Genomic DNA, 21,436 nt, shown 5'->3' with positions numbered 1-21,436 from the left:
GAACAGAGGGCCCCTGCCGTTCTTGCGATGATCGGTCGGTGACCACCTCGCAGCAGCCGCCTCCCGAGCCCTCCGAACCGCCGCATCAGCACGCCTCCGGACAGGCCTCCGGACACGCCTCCGGGCCCGTTGCCGACCCCGGCCACGGGCACTCCCACGCGCACAGCCACGGCCCGGCCGCCCCGGTCTCCCAGCATCTGCGCAGGGTGATCGCGGCTGTGCTGATCCCGTTCGCCGCGGCGGTCGTCGTCGGTCTGGCCGTGTTCTGGCCGGGCGGCGCACCCGAACACGAGCGCACCGGGGTCGGCTTTGACCGGCAGACCCAGCAGGCCAAGGTGGTCAAGGTCGAGAAGGTCGACTGCGAGGACGTGAACGCCTCGCAGGTGCCGCCGACCGGCGACACCTCGACCGCGGAGGGATCGTCCGCGCAGCAGCGGTCGACCGGCGACTGCGAGCGGGCGACGATCGAGGTGACCACCGGCGAGGACAAGGGCCACACCTTCGTCGAGATCGTGCAGCCCGACCAGACGCGGAAGCTGAGAGAGGGCCAGGGGGTGGTGGTGGCGTTCGCCCCGGACGCGCCCAGGGAGCTGCAGTACTCGGTGACCGACGTGGACCGTAAGGTCCCGATGGTGCTCCTCGCCGCGATCTTCGCGGTGGTGGTGGTCTTGGTGGGGCGGATGCGCGGGCTGATGGCGCTGGTGTCTTTGGCCATCAGTTTCGCGGTACTGACGCTGTTCATCCTGCCCGCGATCCTCCAGGGGTCGAATCCGCTGGTGGTGGCGGTGATCGGATCGAGCGCGATCATGCTGGGCGCGCTCTATCTGTGCCACGGGCTGTCGGCCCGTACCTCGGTGGCGGTACTCGGCACACTGATCTCGCTGGTGCTGATCGGGCTGCTCGGCTCGGCGTTCATCGGCTGGGCGGAGCTCTCCGGAAACACCGACGACAACACCGGGCTGATCCACGGGCTCTATCCGGACATCGACATGAGCGGCCTGCTGCTGGCCGGTGTCATCATCGGCTCGCTCGGTGTGCTGGACGATGTGACGGTCACCCAGACATCGGCGGTCTGGGAGCTGCACGCCGCGGATCCGACGATGGGGGTGCGGAAGCTGTACCGCGCGGGCCTGCGGATCGGTCGCGACCATATCGCCTCGGTGGTGAACACCCTGGTCCTCGCGTACGCGGGCGCGGCGCTGCCGCTGCTGCTGTTGTTCTCGATCGCGCAGAGCAGTGTGGGCACGGTCGCGGGCAGCGAGCTGATCGCCGAGGAGATCGTGCGGACTCTGGTGGGTTCGATCGGTCTGGTGGCATCGGTGCCGGTGACGACCGGGCTCGCGGCGCTGGTGGTGGCCGCCGACAGGGCCGACGGCCGGGCTCCCGCCGCCGCGGGGCGGGCGGCGGCTCGCGGCGGGCGGGGGCGGCGTCGTAAGCGCTGACTGGGCGCTCAGCCCGCGTTCCGCTCCTTCGCCAGGATGCGGTCGACCACGTCGTCGAGGTGCCGCTCGAAGTCGGCGACCGTGCGCTCCTCGCCCAGCGGCACCAGTTTGTCCGTCCGGTCCAGAAACGCGATCAGCGGGGCGGTTCCGGACCGAAACAGCGCCTGGTCCGATCCGACCCGGAGCCGGATGACGGCGTCGGCCAGGGGTTCGGGGCCGTCGGGCGCGATATGCACATCGCCGTCGCCGCACGGCTCGTTGATCCCTGCGACCAGGAGTTCCCGGCTGAACGCCCAGGTCACCGGCGCGTCGCCGGGCAAGTGGAAGGTCAGGCGCACGGCATAAGGGTCGCGCGCCTCGTAGCGCAGCTCGACCGGGATGCGGAACGAGAGCTCTTCGGATACGAGAAAGCTCATCATGACCTCTGCCTGTACGGACTCGCGCATCGCCTACCCCGTTGCTGTCAGACCGGGAACTGTCATTCTCACCCTCACGGAATCTTGCTCAACGCATCCAATGAATCACAAGGAGTGAGTTTTCAGATGCTGATAGAGAACGCCAGCGTGGCGAGCTTCCGCCCGACGTCGCTCTGCAGTTCGCGCACCGCGGGCAGCAGCCGGTCGGCCTGGTGCGCGGGCAGCGAGATGGCCAGTGTGGCGGCGGTGGTTCCGGCGGTGATGGGTACGGCCGCGCAGACGGTGCCGAGTGCGTACTCCTGGTGTTCTATGACGGGCTGCATCCGGCCCGTCGCCGCGAGCCTGCGCAGCAGTGCGCGGCCGTCGCGGACGGTGTACGGGGTGATGGACTGGACGGGGTAGCGGGCGAGGTGGTCGCGCCGGGACTCCTCGTCCAGTTGGGAGAGGAGGCACTGGCCGATCGCATGGGCGTGCGCGGTCTGCCGGAAGTCCGCCCACTCCTCCACGGCGGGGCTGCCGGGGGTGTCCGCGACGGCCACCACTTGGACCTCGCCCGCGCGGTACACGGCGAAGTAGACGGGGACGCCGATGGCATCGCGCCAGTGCTCCAGCACATCGCCGATCATGCCGCGACGTTTCTGCTGGGCTCCGCTGTCGGCCAGCGTCCTGGCCGCGGGGCCGAGTGTGAACACCCCGTTCGCACGGTGCAGATAGCCCTCGAAGGTCAGCGTGCGGAGCAGGTGGTACGCGGTCGGAAGCGCGAGCCCGGCCTCGCGCGCGAGCTGTTTCGCGGGCGCGCCCGCCTCATGGGCAGCCGCAGCCTCCAGGAGACGCATCGCCCGCTGTACCGAGCCGATGAGCGTCGGAGCGGCGGAGCCGCTGGCCCTCACGCCGGATTGGGCGCCCGTTCCGGTGCCGGTCGCGTTGCCAGTCGCGTTGCCAGTCGTGTTTCTGGTTTCCGAGGCGTCGGATCCCTCGATGCTGACTGCCGTGGTGGTCGCTGCCGTGGCCAAGGTGCACTCCCGAGGCGCGTGGGGGGGTCCCCGTCATGGAGGCACGGGGTGGGCGGTGCGCTCGCCCGCGGGGGCCACCCCGCTTCGGCTTCCGGACTCTAGCCCTCGGCCCCGCCTCGATGGAGGCGATGGCCGGAACATTCCCCCGCCCGAGCGAACCACGATTCCCGGCTGACCCGGTCACCCGACGCGGCGCCACCAGGCGCCGCGGGTCACCAGTCGCCGCGGGAGGACGAGGAGGAGGTGAACTTCCGTACGACGAAGATGAGTCCGGCGACGAGCGCGACGAAGACCAGCACCTTGAACAGCAGGCTGACGATGACGCTGACGAGCCACCCGATCACGCCGCCGAACACAACGAGGGCGATGACCGGCACGGCGACCCACTTAACCCACCACGGCATCCCCGCGAATATCTGCTGCACGGCCATCGTGCTCCACCTCTTTCTCCAGATCTCTCCGGATTCCTGAGCTCTTCGCGCTCTTCGCGCTCTTCGTGCTCTTCTCCGAGCCTCTGCTTCGATGGTAGAGCGCTCGCGGGAGCATAAGGGGCTTCCGGTCCCTTGTCCTTCCCTGACCGTTCCCCTAGGGAATGGGGGCACGGTGACCTCCGGGATAGGCGTCAGCCGCGTACCGCGGGCGGCATCAGCTCTCGGGCGGCGAGAAGACCACCAGAACCCGCAGGTCCTCGCTGATGTGGTGGAACTTGTGCGGGACCCCCGCGGGTACGTAGACGACGCTGCCCCGGCCCACGGTCGTGGTCTCCGTGCCCACCGTCACCGAGGCCCGGCCGCTGGCGATGAAGTACACCTCGTCCTGGCGGTGCGGCTGCTGCGGGTCGGTCTGCCCGGCGTCCAGGGCATACAGCCCGACCGACATGTTCCGTTCGCGCAGAAACTGTAGATACGCACCGTCGTTCGCGACGCGTTCCGCCTCGAGCTCGTCCAGCCGGAATACCTTCATCGCCTTGCCCGCCCTCGCTCCCACCACAGATCGCGTCTGCCACGATCAGACACATGAAGAATTTCGTAGTCAAGACGATCGCCAACTCGGCCGCCCTAGCGGTAGCCATCTGGCTGCTGGACAAGATCACTCTGACCGGGGACAGCACCCCGCGCAAGGTCGTCACGCTGGTCCTGGTCGCCCTAGTCTTCGGCGTGGTGAACTTCGTGGTCAAGCCGATCGTGAAGGTGCTGACCTTCCCGCTGTTCGTGCTGACCCTCGGACTGATCACGCTGGTGATCAACGCGTTGATGCTGCTGCTCACCTCCTGGCTCGCCGACACGCTGGACCTGAGCTTCCACGTCGAGGGCTTCGGGACGGCGCTGCTCGGCGGTCTGATCATCAGCATCGTCTCCTGGGCGATGAACGTGGTCCTGCCCGACGACAAGAACTGAGCGGCGCCCATGAGTGACCCCTTTCGCATCTGCTTCGTCTGCACCGGCAATATCTGCCGGTCCCCGATGGCCGAGTCCGTATTCCGCGCGCGGGTCGATGAGGCCGGTCTCGCCGGTCTGGTCGAGGTCGACAGCGCGGGTACCGGAGGCTGGCACGAGGGCGATCAGGCCGACCCGCGCACCGTCTCCGTACTCGAGGCGAACGGCTACGACGGCGGCCACACGGCACGGCAGTTCCACGCGGAGTGGTTCGCCCGGCTCGACCTGGTGGTCGCGCTCGACTCCGGTCATCTGCGGGCGCTGCGACGCCTGGCGCCCACACCGGCGGACGCGGAGAAGGTACGGCTGCTGCGCTCGTACGACGCCGCGGCAGGCTCGGAACTCGACGTTCCCGACCCGTACTACGGAGGGATGACCGGCTTCCAGGAGTGCCTGGATCTGGTGGAGGCCGCGAGCCCCGGACTGCTGGAAGCGGTACGGGACGCGGTCGGCCGGGGGAGGGCGGCATGAGCGGCCCGTACGGACTGGGTGACGGGACCCGCGCGGTACGGGCCGGGCTGCCCGACGCGGTCAAGAACGAACCGACGCTTCCTGGGCCGACGTTCGCCGCCCACTTCCACCTGCCGGGCGACCCCACCGGTCCGTACGCCTACGGCCGCGACGAGAACCCGACCTGGACCCTCCTCGAACGTGCCATCGGAGAACTGGAGGCACCTGGCGAGGCCGTCGAGACGCTGGTCTTCGCCTCCGGGATGGCCGCGATCTCCGCCGTACTGTTCTCGCAGCTGCGCAGCGGCGATGTGGCGGTCCTGCCGGACGACGGATACCAGGCGCTGCCGCTGGTCCGCGAGCAGTTGACGGCGTACGGCGTCGAGGTGCGCACCGCGCCCACCGCGGACGACGCACAGCTCGACGTGCTGGACGGCGCCCGGCTGGTGTGGCTCGAGACACCGTCCAATCCGGGTCTCGACGTCTGCGATGTGCGCCGCATCGCCGACGCGGCGCACGCGCGCGGCGCACTGGTCGCGGTCGACAACACGCTGGCCACCCCGCTCGGACAGCGACCGCTGGAACTGGGCGCGGACTTCTCCGTGGCCAGTGGCACCAAGCAGTTGACCGGACACGGGGACATCCTGCTGGGCTATGTGACCTGCGCGGACCGCGAGTCGGCCGCGGGCGTACGGCGCTGGCGCAAGATCGCCGGGGCGATTCCGGGGCCCATGGAAGCCTGGCTCGCACACCGCTCGCTGGCGACCCTCCAGCTGCGGGCCGACCGCGGCTGCGCGAACGCCCTGGCCGTCGCCGAGGCGCTGCGCGGCCGCGACGAGGTGTCCGGGCTGCGCTATCCGGGGCTCTCCGGCGATCCATCCCACCAGCTCGCCGCTCGGCAGATGCGGCGCCATGGGTGCGTGGTCTCGTTCACGCTGCCGACCCGCGGACGCGCCGAACGCTTTCTCGCGGCGCTGCGGCTGGTGGAAGAAGCGACCAGCTTCGGCGGCGTACGCTCCACCGCCGAGCGGCGTGGCCGTTGGGGCGGGGACGCCGTACCGGAGGGCTTCATCCGGCTCTCAGCCGGCGCCGAGGACACCGCGGACCTGGTGACGGACGTACTCCGTGCGCTGGACGAGTCGGCGGCCCGGTAGCGCGGCGGGAGGACGGCACGGTAGCGCGGCTCCCCGCGACGAACGGTCCGAGCCTCCCCCCTCGTGGCTCGGACCGTCCCGGTTCCGCGCGCGAAGAACCGCGCGAACAAGGCTAGTTGACCCTCTGTCAGTGTCCAATCACGGTAGCGACAGAGACCTATCGACTTATTTATAGTTGGCGCAGGTTGTTCCGTCGGGGGCGGGAAGCACAGGCGGGGACCGGGAGGGGAGGGGAGCTTCCGATGGACCTGGCCCTGCTGCGCACCTTCGTCACGGTGCACCGGGCAGGCTCCTTCACCAGAGCCGCCGCACTGCTCGGTCTCTCGCAGCCCGCGGTCACCGCGCAGATCCGCACGCTGGAGCGGCAGCTGGGCCGCCCGCTCTTCCTGCGCCGGGCCCGTGGGGTGACCCCCACAACCATCGGCGATGAGCTCGCGCACAAGGCGGCCCCGCATCTGGACGCACTGGTGGAGATCGCGGCGCGCTGCCCCGAGGAGTCGCCCGCGCGCGCCCTGCACCTCGCGGGTCCGTTGGAGTTCATGGCGGAGCGCGCCCTGCCCGCCCTGACCACGCTCACCGGTGAGGACGGGCAAAGCCTCGCGCTGCGCGCCTCCTTCGGTCTCGCCGAGGAGACTTTGGAGGGGCTGGCGGCCGGGCACCACGATCTGGCTGTCTCCACGGCTCAGCCACGTGGCGGGCTACTCACCGCGACTCCGCTCTGCGACGAGGAGCACGTTCTGGTGGCGGCCCCCGGCTGGGCCAGCAAGGTCGGCGCCAGCAAGGCACGGCACCCGGCGTCACCGGCACGGGACGTCCTGCCGGGGCTGGAGGATGTCCCGGTGGTGGAGGTCCACGAGTCCCTGCCGTTCGTCGCCCGCTACTGGGCGGCCGTCTTCGACTCCCCGCCCCCGACGGCGGGCGCCGTCGTCGTCCCCGACCTGCGGGCCGTGCTGGCCTGTGTCATGGCGGGCGCGGGGCTCGCGGTGCTGCCGCGCTATCTCTGCGCCCAGGCGCTGGCGCGCGGCGATGTGGTGGCCCTGATGGAGCCAGCCGTGCCGCCTCTGCGCACGTACTTCCTGGTGGTGCGCACCGGCACACTCGCCCTACCCCATATCGCGCGGGCGCATGAGTGGCTGCTGCGTGCTGCCGTCGGCTGGAGCTGACGGGGGTGCAAAGCTCCCGTTGTGTTTCACGTGGAACACAACGGGCCACATTCCTTCCATGACCGTCCGACCCGTGGTCAAGCGCACCGCACGAGCCGTCCTCCTCGACGGCGACGACCTGATCCTGATCAAGCGCACCAAGCCCGGTGTGGACCCATACTGGGTCACGCCTGGCGGGGGAGTCGAAGCGGAGGACACCACCGTCGTCGACGCCCTGCACCGTGAGGTGCATGAAGAGCTCGGGGCGAAGATCACCGATGTGGTGCCCTGCTTCGTCGACACGGTGGAGCACATCGGCGCGGACGGCGGCGCCACCGGCGTCAAGGTCCAGCACTTCTTCGTCTGCCGCCTGGAGTCCATGGACCCCGCCCTTCGGCACGGGCCCGAGGTCGATGAGCCGTCGGGCGGGTACGAGATCGTCCGCATCCCCTTCACTCGGGTCGGGATCGCCTCGGTCCACCTCGTACCGCTGTCGTTGCGCCACTATCTGGACGGAAACATCGAGGGCGTACGCGCGATGCACGCTCCGGATCTGGGCTGAGCCCTCACTGGCAGGCCATCGCGTAGGCCTCTCGCAGGTCACGCCCCGTGTAAGCGTGCGTCGCCAGGTGCGCCAGGTGGTGGTCCGCGTTCACCGCGACGGAGACCGGAACCGCGCCGAACAGTTCGGCGTCCGACAGTGAGTCTCCGTACGCGACACAGTCGGCCCGCGACACTCCGAAGGACCTGCAGAGCCGGTCCGCGATGCGCACCTTGGCCGCCGCGTCCAGAATCCCCGCCGGATCCACCGGCTCGGTGAAGGGCACGGCCGGGAAGCGTGACCCGTGCGCGGCGTGCGCGCCCCACTCGAGCAGCCGCTCCACGAAGAACGACGGTGAGAGCGAGACCACGGCACAGTAGTCCCCGCGCCCACGTATCCCGGCCCAGGTGTCCCGGATCCCGGCCAGCCAGGGAGCGCCGTCGAAGGCCGCCGCGACATGGTCCTGAGTGAGCCCCTTCCACAGCGCGTGCACCCGTACCGCGTACTCCCGCGAGTCGATACACCGAGCGCCGAAGGCCCGCTCGAGCTCACCGATCTCGGTTTCCAGGCCGAGCTGACGGGAGATCTCCACGGGGGCCGCCGAGCGGTGCAGCAGGGTCCCGTCCAGGTCGAAGAGGTGAAGGCGAGGCATGAGGGCCGAGCCTACGGCCTGTCCAGCGGGCCGGCCTCATGTACGCCGAAGCTAGTACTCGGGATCACTCCCACTGTCAGACGCTCTCTCGGGACTTTCGCGGGACGGTGTTTCACGTGAAACTCCTCGCGTAAAGCGGTGGACGGCGCGGGTGTCCGTCAGCCAGCCTGACCAGCGTGCCGACACCTTCCCTCTCCGCACTGCCCATGCGCCGCCTCACATCCCGCGACCTGATCGCGTGCGCGGACCTGTCCGAAGACCGTGGCTGGCCCCGCGAGGAACACAAGTGGGGGCTGCTGCTGGCGGCCGGAACGGGCTACGGCGTCGACGCCCCGGACGGCGGTCTCCTCGCCGCCTGTGTCGCCACCGACTACGGCCCGCGGGATCGCCCCGAACTGACCGCGATCGGCATGGTGCTGGTCGCCGAGCGATACGCCCGTCAGGGTGTCGGCCGCCGACTGATGCGGCACATACTGGCCGCCCGGACCCCCACACCGCTCACGCTGCATGCCACGGCGAACGGCGCTCCGCTGTACGAAGAGCTCGGTTTCAAGACAATCGGCCGCGCCGAGATGGTCCGCGGACGCTTCCGCCCCACCGACACAGACGCCGCACCCGGTGTGCGCACCAGGTCGGCGACCGCGCAGGATCTGCCGTCCATCCTGCGCCTGGACGCCGAGGTGTTCGGCACCGACCGGACCCATATGATCACGCGGCTGCCGGCCTTCGCCGATCAGTTCCGGGTCGCCGAGGACAACGGGGAGATCTCCGGCTACGCGGCCGCCTGGCCCAACATGGACACCCATGTCATCGGCCCGCTGATCGCCCGGAACACCGAGACGGCGCAGGCCCTGGTCGCCTCGCTGGCCGAAGGCGCCGACCGTGATCTGCGTACCGACATCGACGTACGCCATGAGGAACTGCTGACCTGGATCAAGGCGCGGGGCGTGGAGGGCCGGGGGCAGAACGCGGTCATGGTCCACGGCATCCCGGACCTGCCCGGCGACTGGACCCGTCGCTTCGCCCCGCTGACGGTCGCGGCGGGCTGAGCACGCGGATGCGCCCGCCCGTCGTACGCTACGCGGCATGAGCGATCTTGAGATACGCCCAGCGACCACCGCTGACCTCCCAGATCTCGTGGCCCTGCTCGCCGACGACCCGCTGGGCGCGCGGCGCGAGTCCCCCGATGACCTCACGCCGTACCGCACCGCGTTCGCGCGGCTGGCTCAGGACCCGAACCAGCATGTGGTCGTCGCGGTCCGGGACAGCCGCGTGGTCGGCACCCTGCAACTCACGCTCGTGCCCGGCCTCTCCCGACGTGGCACGACCCGCTCGATCATCGAAGGCGTACGCGTCCACAGCGACGAGCGCGGCAGCGGCCTCGGCACCCAGCTCATCCAGTGGGCGATCGACATCTCCCGAGACGAGGGCTGCCAGTTGGTGCAGTTGACCTCCGACGCCACCCGCACCGACGCCCACCGCTTCTATGAACGGCTCGGCTTCGCGGCCTCACATGTGGGCTTCAAGCTCGCGCTCTGAGCCATGGTCCGGGCCGGTACGAGGACCCGGTCATCCGAGCCCGCGCCATCCGGCCGGGTCCACTCCGCCCGGCACCGGCGCCCCTTGTTCGTACGGCTGACGCGTGAACACGAACGACCCCAGGTCGAGATGGCTGACCTCACCGTCCTGTCCCCGCATGGCGCGCAGCGTCTCTCCCGCGTAGTACCCGTCGAGCCCGGTCCAAGTGCCGTCCCGCTCGGCCCGGAAACGGGCACCGCGGCCGTCGCCTTCCAGAGGGCTCAGCTCCACACCACGGTCCGCGGCCAGCCGCAGGACATGGGCGCGTGTCCCCCAGTACCAGGGTCCCGTCAGCGCCAGCAGCTCCTGGTCGACCTCCGGGAGCGGACGCCACGGCTCGGGCAGCCGTGGCTCGGCCTCGGCTGCCATCCGTACGAGCTCGGCGGCGAGCGTCACGACCGCTGGACCCGAGGTGCAGTTGGCCAGCACGACGGCCGCGAGGCCTTCCTCCTCGTCCAGCACCAGGCCGGCGAGGAAGCCGGGCAGTGACCCGCTGTGCCCCGCCAGCGTCCGCCCCTCATGCCGTAGAAGCTGCACGCCCAGGCCGTAACCCCCTTGCTCGGCCGCCGCCTCGGGCGGCGCGGACGGCGTACGCATCTCGCGCACCGACTCCGGGCGCAGCACCCGCTCGTCCCCCTGTGCCAGGAAGACCGCGAAGCGCGCCAGGTCCGCCGCTGTGGACCACAGCTGCCCGGCCGGGGCCATCAGCCCCAGATCCTCGACAGGCTCCGGGAGCATCACATCCGCCCAGGGGTGCACCGCCCAGCCGCCCGCGTGCGGGGCCCGCGGCTGGGAACTCGTCCGGTGCAGACCGAGCGGCTCCAGCACCTCGCGGCGCAACACCTCCTCCCATGACGCTCCCCGCAGCCGCTCGATGAGCGAACCGAGCAGTGTGTAGCCGGGGTTGGAGTAGTGGTGACGCCGCCCGGCCGGGTGCCGGAACGGCTCATCGCCCAGTACGTCGCCGAGCCCTGGCCGCAGCGTGCCGGGCGTCCGCTCCCACCAAGGCGCCGGTGTCTCAGCGGCCAGTCCCCCCGTGTGTGCGAGGAGTTGACCGACCGTGACCTCACCCGCGGCCGTTCCGGGCAGATGCTTCTCCAGCGGATCGCCGAGGTCCAGCCGACCCTCGTCACGCAGCCGCATGACCAGGACGGCCGTGAAGGTCTTGGTGATCGACCCGATCCGGTACTGCGTGTCCTCGTCCGGGGCGTGCCCGTCCACACAGGTCCGGCCCGCGCTCCAGACCAGCCGCCCGTCCCGGACCAGAGCGGCGACCAGCGAGGGTGCCCTCCCCTTCGCCTGAGCGGTGGCCGTACGGTGCAGCAGGGCCCTGCGCGTCGCGGGGAGCAGATCCTGCTGACCGTAGGGCAGGCGGTCCTCGTCGAGTCGTGTCATGGCCCCAGTGTCGCCCCCTGAACCACGTCGAGGGCAAGCTCGTTAAAGGCGCGTACCCGCGCGGTAGCGGCGTCGGCGGACCAGACCAGTCCCCATTCCACCGGTGCGGCGTCCTCGAAGGGCACATAGACGACATCGGGACGGGCGAAATACCGCCGGGTGTGGGCACCGACGACGGAGACCCCCGAACCCGCGCCCACGAGCGTCAGCATCTCGTTGAGCGTCGTGGCCGAAGGGCCGAGCGTGACCGTCTTCCCGCTGGGTGTCCGGCGCGGTGCGCGGTCTTCCCGCAGCGAGTCCGGCAGCTCATCAGGGAGCCGCAGCACTGTCACACGTGCCAGGTCCTCCCCGCACACCGTGCGGCGGCGGGCGAACGGATGCCCCGCTGGCACGGCGAGCATCCTCGCCTCGCGCACCAGGACCGATCCCGCGACGACGCCCTCCGCCCGCATCGGGTGACAGGTCAACGCGAGGTCCACCTCGCCGCCGCGCAGCCACGGCACGACGTCCGACAGCCGCGCCTCACGGAGCTGAACCTCGCAGTCGGGGTAGCGGCCGCGGAACACCTCGGTGACGCCGACCAGCAACTGACCCGCCGCTGGTCCGTCGAACGCCACACGCAGCAGGCCGCTCAGGCCGCGTCCGCGCGTGACGGCCTGCTCGAACGCTGCGGTGATCCGCGACCAGGCCGGGCGCATCTCCTCGTACATCTGACGCCCTGCCGAGGACAGTTCCACCCGGCGGCTGGTGCGATGGAACAGCGGAGCGCCGATGCGGCGCTCCAGTTTGGCGATCGTCTGACTGACCCTGGCCGTGGAGACGCGCAGTCGTTCGGCGGTGCGGCCGAAGTGCAGTTCCTCGGCGAGCGTGAGGAACGCCTCCAGTTCGTGTCGCTCCAGCATGGTCCCACCCTCCATCGTTAACCGAGGCTTCACGACCGTTGCTCACACGCGCGTTGATGCTCTCGGTCATCCCTCACAGGATCGGAGGTGCTGGAACAGCGCACCGCCGACCCGCACAGGAGAAGATCATGTACATCACTCGCGACCGCGCCCTGGCCGCCCCCGCGCACGAGACCGCCGCGAGCGTCGCGGAGCTCCGGGACCGTGTGGAGATCACCGACGCTCTCTACCGCTTCGCCCTCGGCCAGGACCTCAAGGACAAGGATCTGTTCGCCTCGGCGTTCGCGGCCGACGCCGAACTGGACTTCCGCCCGGCCGCCGCCAAGTGGGGAGCCAGGCCGCCGCTGATGACCGGGCGCGACACCATCGTCAGCACCATCCTGGCCATGTTCACCGGCCGGGTGGACACCACCCACCAGGTCACCAACCCGCGCGTCGCCGTCGACGGCGACACCGCCCGCCTCACCGCGCTGGTGGAGGCCCAGCACATCCTCACCGCCGACCCCGCCAGGCACGCGCTCCTGAAGAATCCCTACGACGTCGAGCTGGTACGCGACGGCGACCGCTGGGTCATCAGCCGTCTCCGCATCGACAACACCTGGTTCACCGGCGACCCCCACACCGTCTTCGCCTGACCCAGCGACCCGCGACCGGACCTTGCCTCGACGCCCATCTAACAGTATGTACTTGAGTGGTGCATCTGACCCTTATGCCCGATTCATGGAAGTCTGGCGCCATGCGAAAGCTGATCTACGGCATGAACCTGACCCTGGACGGCTATATCGCCGCGGCCGGCGACGACATCGGCTGGAGCGGGCCGCCGAGCGACGAGCTGTTCCAGTGGTGGCTCGACCAGGAGCGGGCGAGCGGCCTGTCGCTGTACGGGCGCAAGCTGTGGGAGACGATGAGCTCCTACTGGCCGACCGGCGACCAGCAGCCCAACGCTGCCCCGGCGGAGATCGAGTTCGCGCGGAACTGGCGGGACATGCCGAAGGTGGTGTTCTCCTCGACGATCGACAAAGTCGACTGGAACACCCGCCTGGTCACCGGCGACGCGGTCGCCGAGATCACCCGACTCAAGGCCGAGGACGGCGGCCCGATGAGCATCGGCGGCGCAACGCTCGCCGGAGCGGCCATGCGGGCCGGGCTGATCGACGAGTACGTGCTAGCCACCTACCCGGTCCTGGTGGGCGACGGCACGCCGTTCTTCACCATGCTGGACAGCTGGGTGAACCTGAACCTGGTGGAGACGCGGACGTTCCCCGGCGGCGTGGTGCTGACCAGATACGAGACGAAGCGCTGAGCGGGTGCCATTGTAGGTACCACAGCTTCGTTAGCAGTGCTTCCTGCGAGGACACCGGAATCCGAGCTTCGTGAGCACTGCCTGTGTCGGTCTGGCATGAGCAATCCCTTCCTGTGAACGTCCTATGACGGTCACGGACCGTAGGGGATGTCAGCCCTGCCTGCGATAGTGCGGCTGTGGACGATGAGACCTTCTGGAACTTGATCGAGCGCTGCCGAGAGCAGACCCAGCACCCGGATGAGCGGCTGTCTTGGCTGCGCGGGCACCTGTCGGGACAGCCTGAGTCGGAGATCGTGCAGTTCCAGATATGCCTTGATCGCGTCCTGGTGCCGACGTTCACCTGGGATCTGTGGGCGGCCGCAGACCGGATCTTGGGCTGGTGCTCCGACGACAGCTTCTTCTACTTCCGACTCTGGCTGGTCGGGCTGGGCCGCGACACCTTCGAGCGCGTGGCCCAGGATCCTGATGCGCTCGCCGACTCACCGGAGGTTCAGCGGCTCGCCGGCCGATCTCCAAGGGCCTGGTCGGACGAAGAATGGCCCGAGTGGGAAGAGCTGGACTACGTCGCTGGGCACGCATTCGAGGACGTGACAGGGAAGACGGACGACGACTTCCACGATGCCACGGATGCTCTCCACATTGAGGATCTCGAACCGAGAGAGCCAGTTGGCGAGCGGTGGGACGTGAACCGCGATGAGGAGTCAGCACGTCGTCTGCCGCGCCTGACTGCGCTGTTTCCCGTTGTTGAGGCGAAATAGCTGGTCGTCATCCACGAGGTGGGACCGCTGGTCCGACGATGAGCTCAGACAACTACGCGGGTGGGCACCGCATCCGGACGTCCATAGGCGAGGACCTGAGCAAGGACTTCCCGGAACAAGGTGATGTCTTCGGTCGGTGCTTCGATGACGGCCTCGATCTCGCTGTCGCTCAACCGCAGGTCCTCCAGCGCCTCAGGTTTGAGCGACACGCGGAGAACGTTGCCCGTCAGGACAGCTTCACGTACACAGCCATATGCCGTCCCTTGTCCGGCTGTGACCAGGCAGTGTGTATCCATCCCTAGCGCTACCTCCTGATCATCAGGCTCCTCCTCCCCCGCCATGAACATCAAGATGAAGCCGCTTCCGTCCTCCCCCTCTGCAAGGGCAGCTTCGGTGAAGTAGCCGTCAGGGTCGATCTCTGTTGTGGCGGCGCGAGCAGTGAATCGGTACGTCATGACCGGGTTCTATCAACACGACCAGCCAAGCATTGAAGCAGGGGCGGGCGGCATCAGTTGAGGGACGCGAAGCCCTGAGACTGGTCCAGGTGGAATGGTGAACCGGGGCTCTCCGGCACCCAGCCCAAGGCGCGAGCTTCCCGGATGGCGGCAGCCACGGCGGATGGAAGAATCGGCTCGGCCGATGCGGCGAACCAGTTGCTCGGATGCGGTTGGTCAGTGGCCACGATCAGCGTGGTGCCCGGGAGTTCGAAGTGCTCGACGGCGTAGGTCAGAGGGGACGAGACAAGTCCCTGGCTGTAGGTGGGCCGACCGCGCACCCTCCAGCGATAGGTGATGCCGTCGACGAGTATGCGTCGCGACCCCTTCTTGACCAGTGCCATGGTTCCTCCCTCACCCCGGACAATAGGGAACGACGAGCTTCCGTGTCGCCCGGTATTCGGACTGTCAGGGAGACCGGCTTCCTGGACTGCGGAGCTTGATTCCCCAGCCCTTGGAGGCACGAGCAAGGGTCGACTGGCTTGCTCCGCATTCGGCTGAGAGTTCCGCGATGGTTCTTCTGCGATGTAGGTACTCGCATTCGAACCAGTCCCGATCGATGGCGTGCTCCCGTCTGCGGCCTGGCGGGTGGAGCGGGACACCGGTCCTGGTGAGTTCCCCTCGGACGACGCTGGTACTTGTGCCGATGAGCTTGGCGATCTTGGCGATCGACAGCTGTTGCTCGACGTAGAGCTCGCGCAGACGGTCTGCTCCCAGGTCTCCGACGCGTGGTGTGGGGTCATTCGGCCGCCTCGTCTGCCTCGGGATTTCAGGGAATGTCCTGCCGGTGGCATCGCAGTGCAGGCGGATATCCTCGAAACTCAGCCCGGTCACTGAGGCAACTTCGGTGAGCGAAGCACCCTGGCTTCTCAAGGTGTGTACGGGGTCGCGATCCAGGAGCTCAGGGTCGTGTCCTGGCCAGTTGGAGCCTGTGATCCACTCAGTCGGCGGCTCCCAGAAGACCGGCTCATCGATGATGCCGCGAGCATCGAGCGCTGCCCTGGCTTGCTGGACGATGAGTTCCCTGAGGGCGGGGTGCATGCGGAACCTCAGGACGTTCCAGCCTGTGCAGACCGTGGGAGAGTCCATTCGCTGGCCGGTCAAGCTGGTCAGATCAGAGCCGGTCAGTAGCTGTCTGAGATAGAGGTCGACAAGCCGCAGGTGGCGTGATCCGGCAGGTCTCCATCCCTGGCGTTTGCAGAGATCCTCGTGGAGCTTGCGATCGAGGTGTACGGACGCGTCGGGTGAGCCGAAGAGCGCTCGGCGGCGCTCGTAGTCGATCGGGCACCCATCGCTGTCCAGGGCGTCCGCGAGTTGGGCGAGGACGGATACGAGGGGGTGGTGCCGGCCTTCATGAGTGCCCAGGAGAATCTGCACGGCCCGCTTGCTGGCGGGGACTCCAAGCATGGTGCATGCATGGGGGTAGCTGAACGAGAACGGTGCCCGTGCGAGGAGCAAGAGAGCGGACAGAGCACAGCGCTGGGGATATGACTGATAGTTGGGCGCATGGCTATCGGCAAGCCGTATCGTCCAAGAGGGCCACAGCAGCTTCGGGATCATGGTGGAGCGACGCCGTAGGTCTGCTCTTGTAATTCGGGGGATGGCCGGCGTCGGCGTTGCCGTTCCATATCGAAGTCGGTGGTGGGCCTGCAGACCCGAATCCAACGAGGCCAACACACGCGACATCAGTGAAGTACTGAGAGTCCGATACGTTCGAACGACGTTGGCCGGGGAAGCTGTCGAGAACCGCTGCCGATCCCCTCGCGTGATCCAGTCCAGGACTTCGCCACCAGGGTCGTCGTCGCGATAGGCGGCGAGCGCAATAACAGCGCCTGCTGCGACGGTCACGGCATCCTCGGCACCGAGGCCGTTGAGTAGGCGGAGAGGCGAGTCCCGAAGTTCACTCGCTGCTGCGCCGATGGCCGGCGGGAGCTGCACGGGATCCGTGTGGAGAACGGCGACACCTTTCCAGGCAAGGACGTAAAGGTCGCGCAGTGTTTCACCCACTCGCGCCCGGTCTTCGCCACCGAGGATCTTGTCGACGTCGGCTTGCGCTGCCACCACTGCGCCGTCCCGCGGCACGGCGAGTGCTGAACTGGTGCGCAACGGATGCGTGCACCGCTTTCTCCCCGAGCTGTCTGCATGGCCGTGACGGCCCATGGGCAACGGAGGGACTTCACAGACAGGGCAGGTGTCGACAAGCAGCACGTTGTGTCGCCGACAGGCGAATACCCACGGCAAGCGCCAGCTGAGCTGCCAGCGGTCTTGATCGTCGGCCAGGCAGAGCGGGCAGTACCGGCTGCCACTGGTACCGCGCCAGGTCGGCGGGCGTCCCAAGCCCCGCGTCTGTGTTCGGATGGTGATGGTGATCGCGTCGTGAGGCTGGAGTGTCATGCCGATGAGGGCGTCTGGTAGCACTCCCGTGCGGCACGAGAGTCTCTCCCGCTCGTGGTCGGTCAGCGCGACCACCATGCGTCGGGTCCGGGTCTTGTAGAGACCGAGAAAGTTCAGGAAGCCAGGGGCGTCGGTGTGCAGCCGGGAAGCGTATGTCTCGATCCAGCTGTCCAGGGCCTCGCCGGGCAGGGGAGGCTCCCAGATCGGGATGCGCTCGTCAGTCCACGTCGTCACGCCGACTTCTTCCGGCTCTGTGGTCTGGACACTGGGCGCGTGGTGAGAAGGCCAGCCTCGATCTCCGCTTCGAGTTCCTTGCGAGCTTGTTCTGCAGCGGCGTCGTTCTTCACCTGATTCATCAGGTCCTCATCGAGGCGTTCGTGGCCGGAGCGGATCGCGCGCAGGCAGCCGCGGTTGATCAAGGCCATGAGTGAAGCAAAGTGCCCCGTGGAGCGTGCATAGAGGTAGTCCGACAGATCCTGGGCGAGCATCCCGGGGTACTTCTCGGCCAGGATGAGCTTCCGTTCGATCGTCTTGAGCAGGGTCTGCCACTGAAGACGACCCTCATCGTCCTCGATTTGGAATGGCGGCAGCGTGAGCGGGGTAGTGCGGCGCCCAAACTGGGCGAGTGCCGTCTCCTGGCCGGAGAAGCCTTCGCGGAGCACCCCGCGCTGCTGGACGCCGACGCCGACGTAGATCAGGGTGACCGGGAAGACGTTCGCCAGGTACTTCAATTGGTTTGCCATGCGGACCGAGTTGGAGTTCGCCCCGGCGAGGAAGTGGATGTCATCAATGATGATCGCGGAGGTCTTCATGGACAGCACGGCGTCCACGGCTCGTTCGGCCAGGGTGTCGGCGTCCCCGGTGACCGGGAGTCCGTAGAAGCGGCAGATGGCGGCGTTCAGGCCACGGATCTGTGTGTTCCCGCTGAGCGCGATGTAGATGGTGGGCACTCTGCGGTGTCCGCTGGGGGTGGTCTCCCCTCGTAGGGCGACCTGCTTGCGGAACAGAGCGCGCCCGTAGGCCCGCACTGCTGTGCTCTTGCCGAGTCCTGGGTAGGCGTCCACCAGGGCAGCGGGTTTGGTCTTGTCGCCGTCCTGTCGGTTCGACTCGACGATCTCGGCCAAGGCTTCGTGCAGCGCGAGGAGCTGGGGTGTCTCGATCGGTCCGATGTTGGCGTGCCAGACTTCCCGGCCGTCGTTGTGCACCAGCAGGTCCCGCGCCGGTAGGGCGGCGAGCTGGGCCTGGGTCAGCTGCTGGGGCTGGATGCGGTCCGTGCCGTTGACCTCCTGCAACCAGCCCGTGAGCCGGGTGGGGGTGTACTGGCGGTCGTCGCCTTCGAACGGTTCGAGGCCGTCTGTGGTGCTCAACGGCTGTTCCAGACGTCAGCGTAGTAGTCATCCTCGTCGATCATGGCGATGCTGTCGTCGCCGGGGAAGGCGGCATCGCACTCATCGTCTTCGTCGTCGTCCCCACCCAGGTCTTCGTTCTGAGCTCCGACGACACGCAGGCCAGGTCCTCCGGACTCTTCTGCAGGGCCGGATTCCTGCGTACCGAAGGTGGTGATCCGCCGGACCGAGGGCAGTGCGGCGACCTCATCCTTCGCGTCCAGTGGTTCGTCGTCCTCGCTCACCAGCCGCAGCCGTTCCTGGGACAGTCTCACCGCCATCCGCCGTTCGATGCGATCTGCCGCCAGCCCCGCACCCCACCGTTCCAGGAGTTCGATCAGCGCACGTTTGGTGTCCGGGAAACGGTGGGTCCTCTTGGCCAGCCGGCGAGCGTAGACCAACGCTTCCCGGCTGACCGGCCCGCCGAGGGCGGCAGCGTGCTCCCACTCGAGCGTGCGCCACGTCCGCTGTTTCGGATCCTGGAAGTACACCCTGGTGACATCGCCGCGGTCCACCGCAATTGGCCACTTGCCGGCATCCGCCCCGCGATAGGGACTGGGCTGGTTGCGGTAGTCGTTCAGCGCGTCACCGTTGTAACGCAGCCCCTCGACCTCGACCCCGTAGTGGTGGATCGGGACACGTTCCTCTTCCAGGAACTCGAGGGCCAGGTTCGGCCGGGCCGGGATCCTCAGCGGTCCGGCTCGGGTGACGCCGTGCTCGAACATATCCATTGGGCTGACCTTCAGCCCCGGCACCTCCGGGATGCACAGCCCGTGGTGGTGGCGTCGGTGATAGATCTGCGTGATCCACTCACGGATGATCGCTTCGAGTTCGTCGATGAAGAAGAACGCCTCGTCCTCAACCTTCTCACCGCGGCTGTGCACATCCGAGCCCTTGTAGCCCGGCAGCGCGGCCAGCAGCCCCTGGTTGAGCGTGCGGAACCAGCGCTCGATGGGCTTGTCCGTGGGTGTCTTCGGCCGGGCCGGCTGCAGTGAGATGTCCAGCTTCGCGCAGACACTTTGGATGTGGTTCGAGAGATAGACCTTGCCGTGGTCGAAGATGATCGTCTCGGCCGCGACCGTGGGTAGCAGCGGCTGCCCGTCCCGGTCGACCAGCTTGTCCGCGTCGACTACCACGGTGGACGGCACCCCGCAGTACGGCAGCGGGTCACCCCCGTCCTCTGATACTTCTCGAGGCCGGACCGTCTCGAACAACACTCCGGCCACATCCGTCGACTTCGTCGACACCGGAGTGAGCCTCAAGCCGGTGATGCACCGGCTGTAGAGATCCATCGCGACGGTGAGTTCGCATCGCACCCACCGGCAGGTCACCGGCTCCATCGCGAAGACGTCCAGGCAGTTGGTGTCGAGCACCACGTACTCGCCCGGCCGTGTTGCCCGCAGCCGACCATAGGTCCCTTTCGGGGCGTTAGCGATCGACCGCTTCCCCTTCGTGCTGCCCTCGAAGGCGTTCGTGCCCTTGGACAGCGCCCGCAGCAGCTCGTAGCCCGTTGTACGGGAAGGAACCGGAACCGTGTCCTTCCCGAACTCCTTGGTCAGACGCTCCTCGATCTCGATCAGAACCAGATTCCGTACCGGCCGGGAGGACTTCTCGTGGCCCTTCAGCACTGCCCGGGCCATCTCCAGCCAGCGGTCATCGGCTCGGTCCAGCACACTCGCCGTGGGACGTTCATGCACCAGCCCGGCCGGTCCCGAGCGCTTCACTTGCCGTACCCAGTTCCGGATCGTGCTCTCGGCGACTCCAAGTTCCGCGGCCTTGGCCGCGTACCGGTGCATCCGCGGTGTTCCGGGCGCGTAGTCGGGCCGTGGCTCACCCGGAAGGGCCAGGACCTCGTTGCCAAGCCGGTAGCCGGTCAGGACCTCTTGAATATGACGGAATCTCCGGGTCAGTTCGTCATCGCCATCGTCGTCGAGGCTGCTCAGGACAGCCGCAGCCGCTGGCCCGTCCTCCTGCGGCACCGGAACGAGGATCTCGGTAGTGGGATGCGCCAGCAGCACAGAGATGTCGACCTGCCGCCACTTCGGCACTCCGACAACCGCAGCCGTCGGCTGAAGAAGGATCCGGCGGCCCTCGATCTCAGCAACGGTGAACTGCTCGCCGTCAAAGCTGATCGGAAGCCCCGGCCGCAGGTGCGTCGTCCAGGCAGTCATGCGCACTTCCGCAGCACCGATGCACCCGACAACGGACGTGAAAGATCCGTCGTCAGCCGCCCGGACCACAACAGCGCCATCAGCGCCGGCCTCGCCTCCTCGGGCAGCCGGCCGCCCGCCAACCGGCGCTCGGCCAAGGCCAGCTCCTCACCGTCCACCACCTGCTGCCACGCATGCTCCACCTCAGGCTCAGGCACCACACCTGGGCGCCGGTAGCCGGCCAGGAACCGCACGTTCTCCAGCAACACCCGATCGGCTCCGGACCAAATCTCGTAGTCCCAGCCGTGCTGCCGAAACAGCTCGCCCGGCCATGCCAGGGCTTCCGCGACCTTCGGATCCTCCAGCCGGTTCGCGGGTTTGACGTTGACCACCCGCACCGTCCCCGAGCAGGTGACCAGCAGAAAGTCCGGAACGTGGTGCCGAACCCGGTCACCGACTCGAGCCGCCAGGCGGCACGGCTGAGCGAATATGCCCTTCACCGCTGGATCAAAGTCCGCCAGCAGCAGCCTGGCCAGCTCCAGTCGGCTCTCGTAGACCACGTGCCCGCCCGTCGTGGCGGACGAGTATTTGCCCGAGTAGTGGGTCATTCCGTGGACCGATCGGACATCCCGCCATGGCTTCGACTCGGCGAAGTCCGCCAGCCGCAGCTGCCGTACCGGCACTTCACGTACCGGCGCGTCCTCGTACCGGATCGAAGCCGTTGGAATCTTGCGTGTACGACGGGCGCTGCCCGAGCTCCGCACTGCCATGCTGGGACGGTACGGAGCACAGGCAGCACCCCTCTGGAGAAGATCGAAAGAGGCGGATCGC

The 21,436-nt window shown here is 68.1% G+C and carries 24 protein-coding genes; 11 read left to right on the top strand and 13 right to left on the bottom strand.

The annotated features are described in order from the left end of the window. The first annotated feature begins 38 nt into the window (after window positions 1-38). The gene (locus ACX6XY_RS21545; RefSeq protein WP_460333107.1) at window positions 39-1,442 is read left to right on the top strand and encodes a YibE/F family protein; all 1,404 of its coding nucleotides are present in this window, start codon (window positions 39-41) and stop codon (window positions 1,440-1,442) included. An 8-nt stretch (window positions 1,443-1,450) separates the two neighbouring features. Here the strand turns inward: ACX6XY_RS21545 and ACX6XY_RS21540 are convergent, their stop codons facing one another. From ACX6XY_RS21540 to ACX6XY_RS21525, 4 genes are all read right to left on the bottom strand, one after another. Next, window positions 1,451-1,888 carry an SsgA family sporulation/cell division regulator gene (locus ACX6XY_RS21540; protein WP_460333104.1) on the bottom strand — a complete coding sequence of 146 codons (438 nt, stop codon included), beginning with the start codon at window positions 1,886-1,888 and terminating at the stop codon, window positions 1,451-1,453. 92 nt (window positions 1,889-1,980) lie between these two features. Further along, window positions 1,981-2,748: an IclR family transcriptional regulator gene (locus tag ACX6XY_RS21535; protein ID WP_460333101.1), complete on the bottom strand. Its 768-nt coding sequence runs from the start codon at window positions 2,746-2,748 to the stop codon at window positions 1,981-1,983. 335 nt (window positions 2,749-3,083) lie between these two features. Further along, window positions 3,084-3,296: a DUF5326 family protein gene (locus ACX6XY_RS21530; RefSeq protein ID WP_460333155.1), complete on the bottom strand. Its 213-nt coding sequence runs from the start codon at window positions 3,294-3,296 to the stop codon at window positions 3,084-3,086. A gap of 220 nt (window positions 3,297-3,516) precedes the next feature. Next, window positions 3,517-3,834, bottom strand: coding sequence for a cupin domain-containing protein (locus ACX6XY_RS21525; RefSeq protein ID WP_460333098.1), 318 nt, complete (start codon window positions 3,832-3,834; stop codon window positions 3,517-3,519). Between the two features lie 53 nt (window positions 3,835-3,887). Between ACX6XY_RS21525 and ACX6XY_RS21520 the strand changes: the two genes are divergently transcribed. From ACX6XY_RS21520 to ACX6XY_RS21500, 5 genes are all read left to right on the top strand, one after another. Beyond that, window positions 3,888-4,268 (top strand): phage holin family protein, encoded by a 381-nt coding sequence (locus ACX6XY_RS21520; protein ID WP_460333095.1) that lies wholly within the window; start codon window positions 3,888-3,890, stop codon window positions 4,266-4,268. 9 nt (window positions 4,269-4,277) lie between these two features. After that, window positions 4,278-4,778 carry a low molecular weight protein-tyrosine-phosphatase gene (locus ACX6XY_RS21515; RefSeq protein WP_460333092.1) on the top strand — a complete coding sequence of 167 codons (501 nt, stop codon included), beginning with the start codon at window positions 4,278-4,280 and terminating at the stop codon, window positions 4,776-4,778. Continuing rightward, window positions 4,775-5,911 carry a cystathionine gamma-lyase gene (locus tag ACX6XY_RS21510; RefSeq protein WP_460333089.1) on the top strand — a complete coding sequence of 379 codons (1,137 nt, stop codon included), beginning with the start codon at window positions 4,775-4,777 and terminating at the stop codon, window positions 5,909-5,911. Before ACX6XY_RS21515 ends, ACX6XY_RS21510 begins: the two co-directional genes overlap by 4 nt. A gap of 242 nt (window positions 5,912-6,153) precedes the next feature. Beyond that, on the top strand, window positions 6,154-7,074 hold the full coding sequence (locus ACX6XY_RS21505; protein ID WP_460333086.1) for a LysR family transcriptional regulator: 921 nt from the start codon (window positions 6,154-6,156) through the stop codon (window positions 7,072-7,074). 58 nt (window positions 7,075-7,132) lie between these two features. Beyond that, entirely contained in the window at window positions 7,133-7,615 is a 483-nt protein-coding gene (locus ACX6XY_RS21500; RefSeq protein WP_460333083.1) for an NUDIX domain-containing protein, read from the top strand. A 4-nt stretch (window positions 7,616-7,619) separates the two neighbouring features. Here the strand turns inward: ACX6XY_RS21500 and ACX6XY_RS21495 are convergent, their stop codons facing one another. Beyond that, the gene (locus tag ACX6XY_RS21495) at window positions 7,620-8,246 is read right to left on the bottom strand and encodes an HAD family hydrolase (protein ID WP_460333080.1); all 627 of its coding nucleotides are present in this window, start codon (window positions 8,244-8,246) and stop codon (window positions 7,620-7,622) included. A 176-nt stretch (window positions 8,247-8,422) separates the two neighbouring features. On the opposite strand from ACX6XY_RS21495, the gene ACX6XY_RS21490 reads away from it, so the two are divergent. Both ACX6XY_RS21490 and ACX6XY_RS21485 read left to right on the top strand, forming a co-directional pair. Further along, the gene (locus tag ACX6XY_RS21490; RefSeq protein WP_460333077.1) at window positions 8,423-9,295 is read left to right on the top strand and encodes a GNAT family N-acetyltransferase; all 873 of its coding nucleotides are present in this window, start codon (window positions 8,423-8,425) and stop codon (window positions 9,293-9,295) included. A gap of 37 nt (window positions 9,296-9,332) precedes the next feature. Further along, window positions 9,333-9,785, top strand: coding sequence for a GNAT family N-acetyltransferase (locus tag ACX6XY_RS21485; RefSeq protein WP_460333074.1), 453 nt, complete (start codon window positions 9,333-9,335; stop codon window positions 9,783-9,785). A gap of 30 nt (window positions 9,786-9,815) precedes the next feature. Here ACX6XY_RS21485 and ACX6XY_RS21480 read toward each other — a convergent pair whose 3' ends face one another. Together ACX6XY_RS21480 and ACX6XY_RS21475 are read right to left on the bottom strand one after the other, a co-directional pair. Continuing rightward, window positions 9,816-11,219 (bottom strand): serine hydrolase domain-containing protein, encoded by a 1,404-nt coding sequence (locus tag ACX6XY_RS21480; RefSeq protein WP_460333072.1) that lies wholly within the window; start codon window positions 11,217-11,219, stop codon window positions 9,816-9,818. Continuing rightward, window positions 11,216-12,121 carry a LysR family transcriptional regulator gene (locus ACX6XY_RS21475; protein ID WP_460333069.1) on the bottom strand — a complete coding sequence of 302 codons (906 nt, stop codon included), beginning with the start codon at window positions 12,119-12,121 and terminating at the stop codon, window positions 11,216-11,218. The genes ACX6XY_RS21480 and ACX6XY_RS21475 overlap by 4 nt, the downstream gene beginning before the upstream one ends. A gap of 128 nt (window positions 12,122-12,249) precedes the next feature. Between ACX6XY_RS21475 and ACX6XY_RS21470 the strand changes: the two genes are divergently transcribed. From ACX6XY_RS21470 to ACX6XY_RS21460, 3 genes are all read left to right on the top strand, one after another. Further along, the gene (locus ACX6XY_RS21470; protein WP_460333066.1) at window positions 12,250-12,756 is read left to right on the top strand and encodes a nuclear transport factor 2 family protein; all 507 of its coding nucleotides are present in this window, start codon (window positions 12,250-12,252) and stop codon (window positions 12,754-12,756) included. Window positions 12,757-12,857: 101 nt separating this feature from the next. After that, window positions 12,858-13,424 (top strand): dihydrofolate reductase family protein, encoded by a 567-nt coding sequence (locus ACX6XY_RS21465; protein WP_460333063.1) that lies wholly within the window; start codon window positions 12,858-12,860, stop codon window positions 13,422-13,424. Between the two features lie 176 nt (window positions 13,425-13,600). After that, complete coding sequence (locus ACX6XY_RS21460; protein WP_460333061.1) at window positions 13,601-14,182, top strand: DUF4240 domain-containing protein; 582 nt, start codon at window positions 13,601-13,603, stop codon at window positions 14,180-14,182. Between the two features lie 44 nt (window positions 14,183-14,226). Here the strand turns inward: ACX6XY_RS21460 and ACX6XY_RS21455 are convergent, their stop codons facing one another. The 6 genes from ACX6XY_RS21455 to ACX6XY_RS21430 all read right to left on the bottom strand — a co-directional run bounded on the left by ACX6XY_RS21455 (window position 14,227) and on the right by ACX6XY_RS21430 (window position 21,375). Continuing rightward, complete coding sequence (locus ACX6XY_RS21455) at window positions 14,227-14,637, bottom strand: Imm10 family immunity protein (RefSeq protein WP_460333058.1); 411 nt, start codon at window positions 14,635-14,637, stop codon at window positions 14,227-14,229. 53 nt (window positions 14,638-14,690) lie between these two features. Then, on the bottom strand, window positions 14,691-15,020 hold the full coding sequence (locus ACX6XY_RS21450; RefSeq protein WP_460333055.1) for a hypothetical protein: 330 nt from the start codon (window positions 15,018-15,020) through the stop codon (window positions 14,691-14,693). Between the two features lie 64 nt (window positions 15,021-15,084). Next, complete coding sequence (locus ACX6XY_RS21445) at window positions 15,085-17,304, bottom strand: TniQ family protein (protein ID WP_460333052.1); 2,220 nt, start codon at window positions 17,302-17,304, stop codon at window positions 15,085-15,087. Then, window positions 17,301-18,437 carry an ATP-binding protein gene (locus ACX6XY_RS21440; RefSeq protein WP_460333049.1) on the bottom strand — a complete coding sequence of 379 codons (1,137 nt, stop codon included), beginning with the start codon at window positions 18,435-18,437 and terminating at the stop codon, window positions 17,301-17,303. The genes ACX6XY_RS21445 and ACX6XY_RS21440 overlap by 4 nt, the downstream gene beginning before the upstream one ends. Then, window positions 18,434-20,626 (bottom strand): integrase, encoded by a 2,193-nt coding sequence (locus tag ACX6XY_RS21435; RefSeq protein WP_460333046.1) that lies wholly within the window; start codon window positions 20,624-20,626, stop codon window positions 18,434-18,436. The genes ACX6XY_RS21440 and ACX6XY_RS21435 overlap by 4 nt, the downstream gene beginning before the upstream one ends. Beyond that, complete coding sequence (locus ACX6XY_RS21430) at window positions 20,623-21,375, bottom strand: TnsA-like heteromeric transposase endonuclease subunit (protein WP_460333043.1); 753 nt, start codon at window positions 21,373-21,375, stop codon at window positions 20,623-20,625. The genes ACX6XY_RS21435 and ACX6XY_RS21430 overlap by 4 nt, the downstream gene beginning before the upstream one ends. Window positions 21,376-21,436 lie beyond the last annotated feature (61 nt).

The organism is Streptomyces sp. O3 (assembly GCF_054788135.1).
Note: the sequence above shows the minus strand (reverse complement) of the source record. Positions and strands in the feature narration are given on the sequence as shown.

Coding starts and splice junctions, on each gene's coding strand:
- ACX6XY_RS21540 (WP_460333104.1), bottom strand. CDS start 1,888: ATGCGCGAGTCCGTACAGGCAGAGGTCATGATGAGCTTTCTCGTATCC.
- ACX6XY_RS21525 (WP_460333098.1), bottom strand. CDS start 3,834: ATGAAGGTATTCCGGCTGGACGAGCTCGAGGCGGAACGCGTCGCGAAC.
- ACX6XY_RS21520 (WP_460333095.1), top strand. CDS start 3,888: ATGAAGAATTTCGTAGTCAAGACGATCGCCAACTCGGCCGCCCTAGCG.
- ACX6XY_RS21515 (WP_460333092.1), top strand. CDS start 4,278: ATGAGTGACCCCTTTCGCATCTGCTTCGTCTGCACCGGCAATATCTGC.
- ACX6XY_RS21510 (WP_460333089.1), top strand. CDS start 4,775: ATGAGCGGCCCGTACGGACTGGGTGACGGGACCCGCGCGGTACGGGCC.
- ACX6XY_RS21505 (WP_460333086.1), top strand. CDS start 6,154: ATGGACCTGGCCCTGCTGCGCACCTTCGTCACGGTGCACCGGGCAGGC.
- ACX6XY_RS21500 (WP_460333083.1), top strand. CDS start 7,133: ATGACCGTCCGACCCGTGGTCAAGCGCACCGCACGAGCCGTCCTCCTC.
- ACX6XY_RS21495 (WP_460333080.1), bottom strand. CDS start 8,246: ATGCCTCGCCTTCACCTCTTCGACCTGGACGGGACCCTGCTGCACCGC.
- ACX6XY_RS21485 (WP_460333074.1), top strand. CDS start 9,333: ATGAGCGATCTTGAGATACGCCCAGCGACCACCGCTGACCTCCCAGAT.
- ACX6XY_RS21480 (WP_460333072.1), bottom strand. CDS start 11,219: ATGACACGACTCGACGAGGACCGCCTGCCCTACGGTCAGCAGGATCTG.
- ACX6XY_RS21475 (WP_460333069.1), bottom strand. CDS start 12,121: ATGCTGGAGCGACACGAACTGGAGGCGTTCCTCACGCTCGCCGAGGAA.
- ACX6XY_RS21470 (WP_460333066.1), top strand. CDS start 12,250: ATGTACATCACTCGCGACCGCGCCCTGGCCGCCCCCGCGCACGAGACC.
- ACX6XY_RS21465 (WP_460333063.1), top strand. CDS start 12,858: ATGCGAAAGCTGATCTACGGCATGAACCTGACCCTGGACGGCTATATC.
- ACX6XY_RS21455 (WP_460333058.1), bottom strand. CDS start 14,637: ATGACGTACCGATTCACTGCTCGCGCCGCCACAACAGAGATCGACCCT.
- ACX6XY_RS21450 (WP_460333055.1), bottom strand. CDS start 15,020: ATGGCACTGGTCAAGAAGGGGTCGCGACGCATACTCGTCGACGGCATC.
- ACX6XY_RS21435 (WP_460333046.1), bottom strand. CDS start 20,626: ATGACTGCCTGGACGACGCACCTGCGGCCGGGGCTTCCGATCAGCTTT.
- ACX6XY_RS21430 (WP_460333043.1), bottom strand. CDS start 21,375: ATGGCAGTGCGGAGCTCGGGCAGCGCCCGTCGTACACGCAAGATTCCA.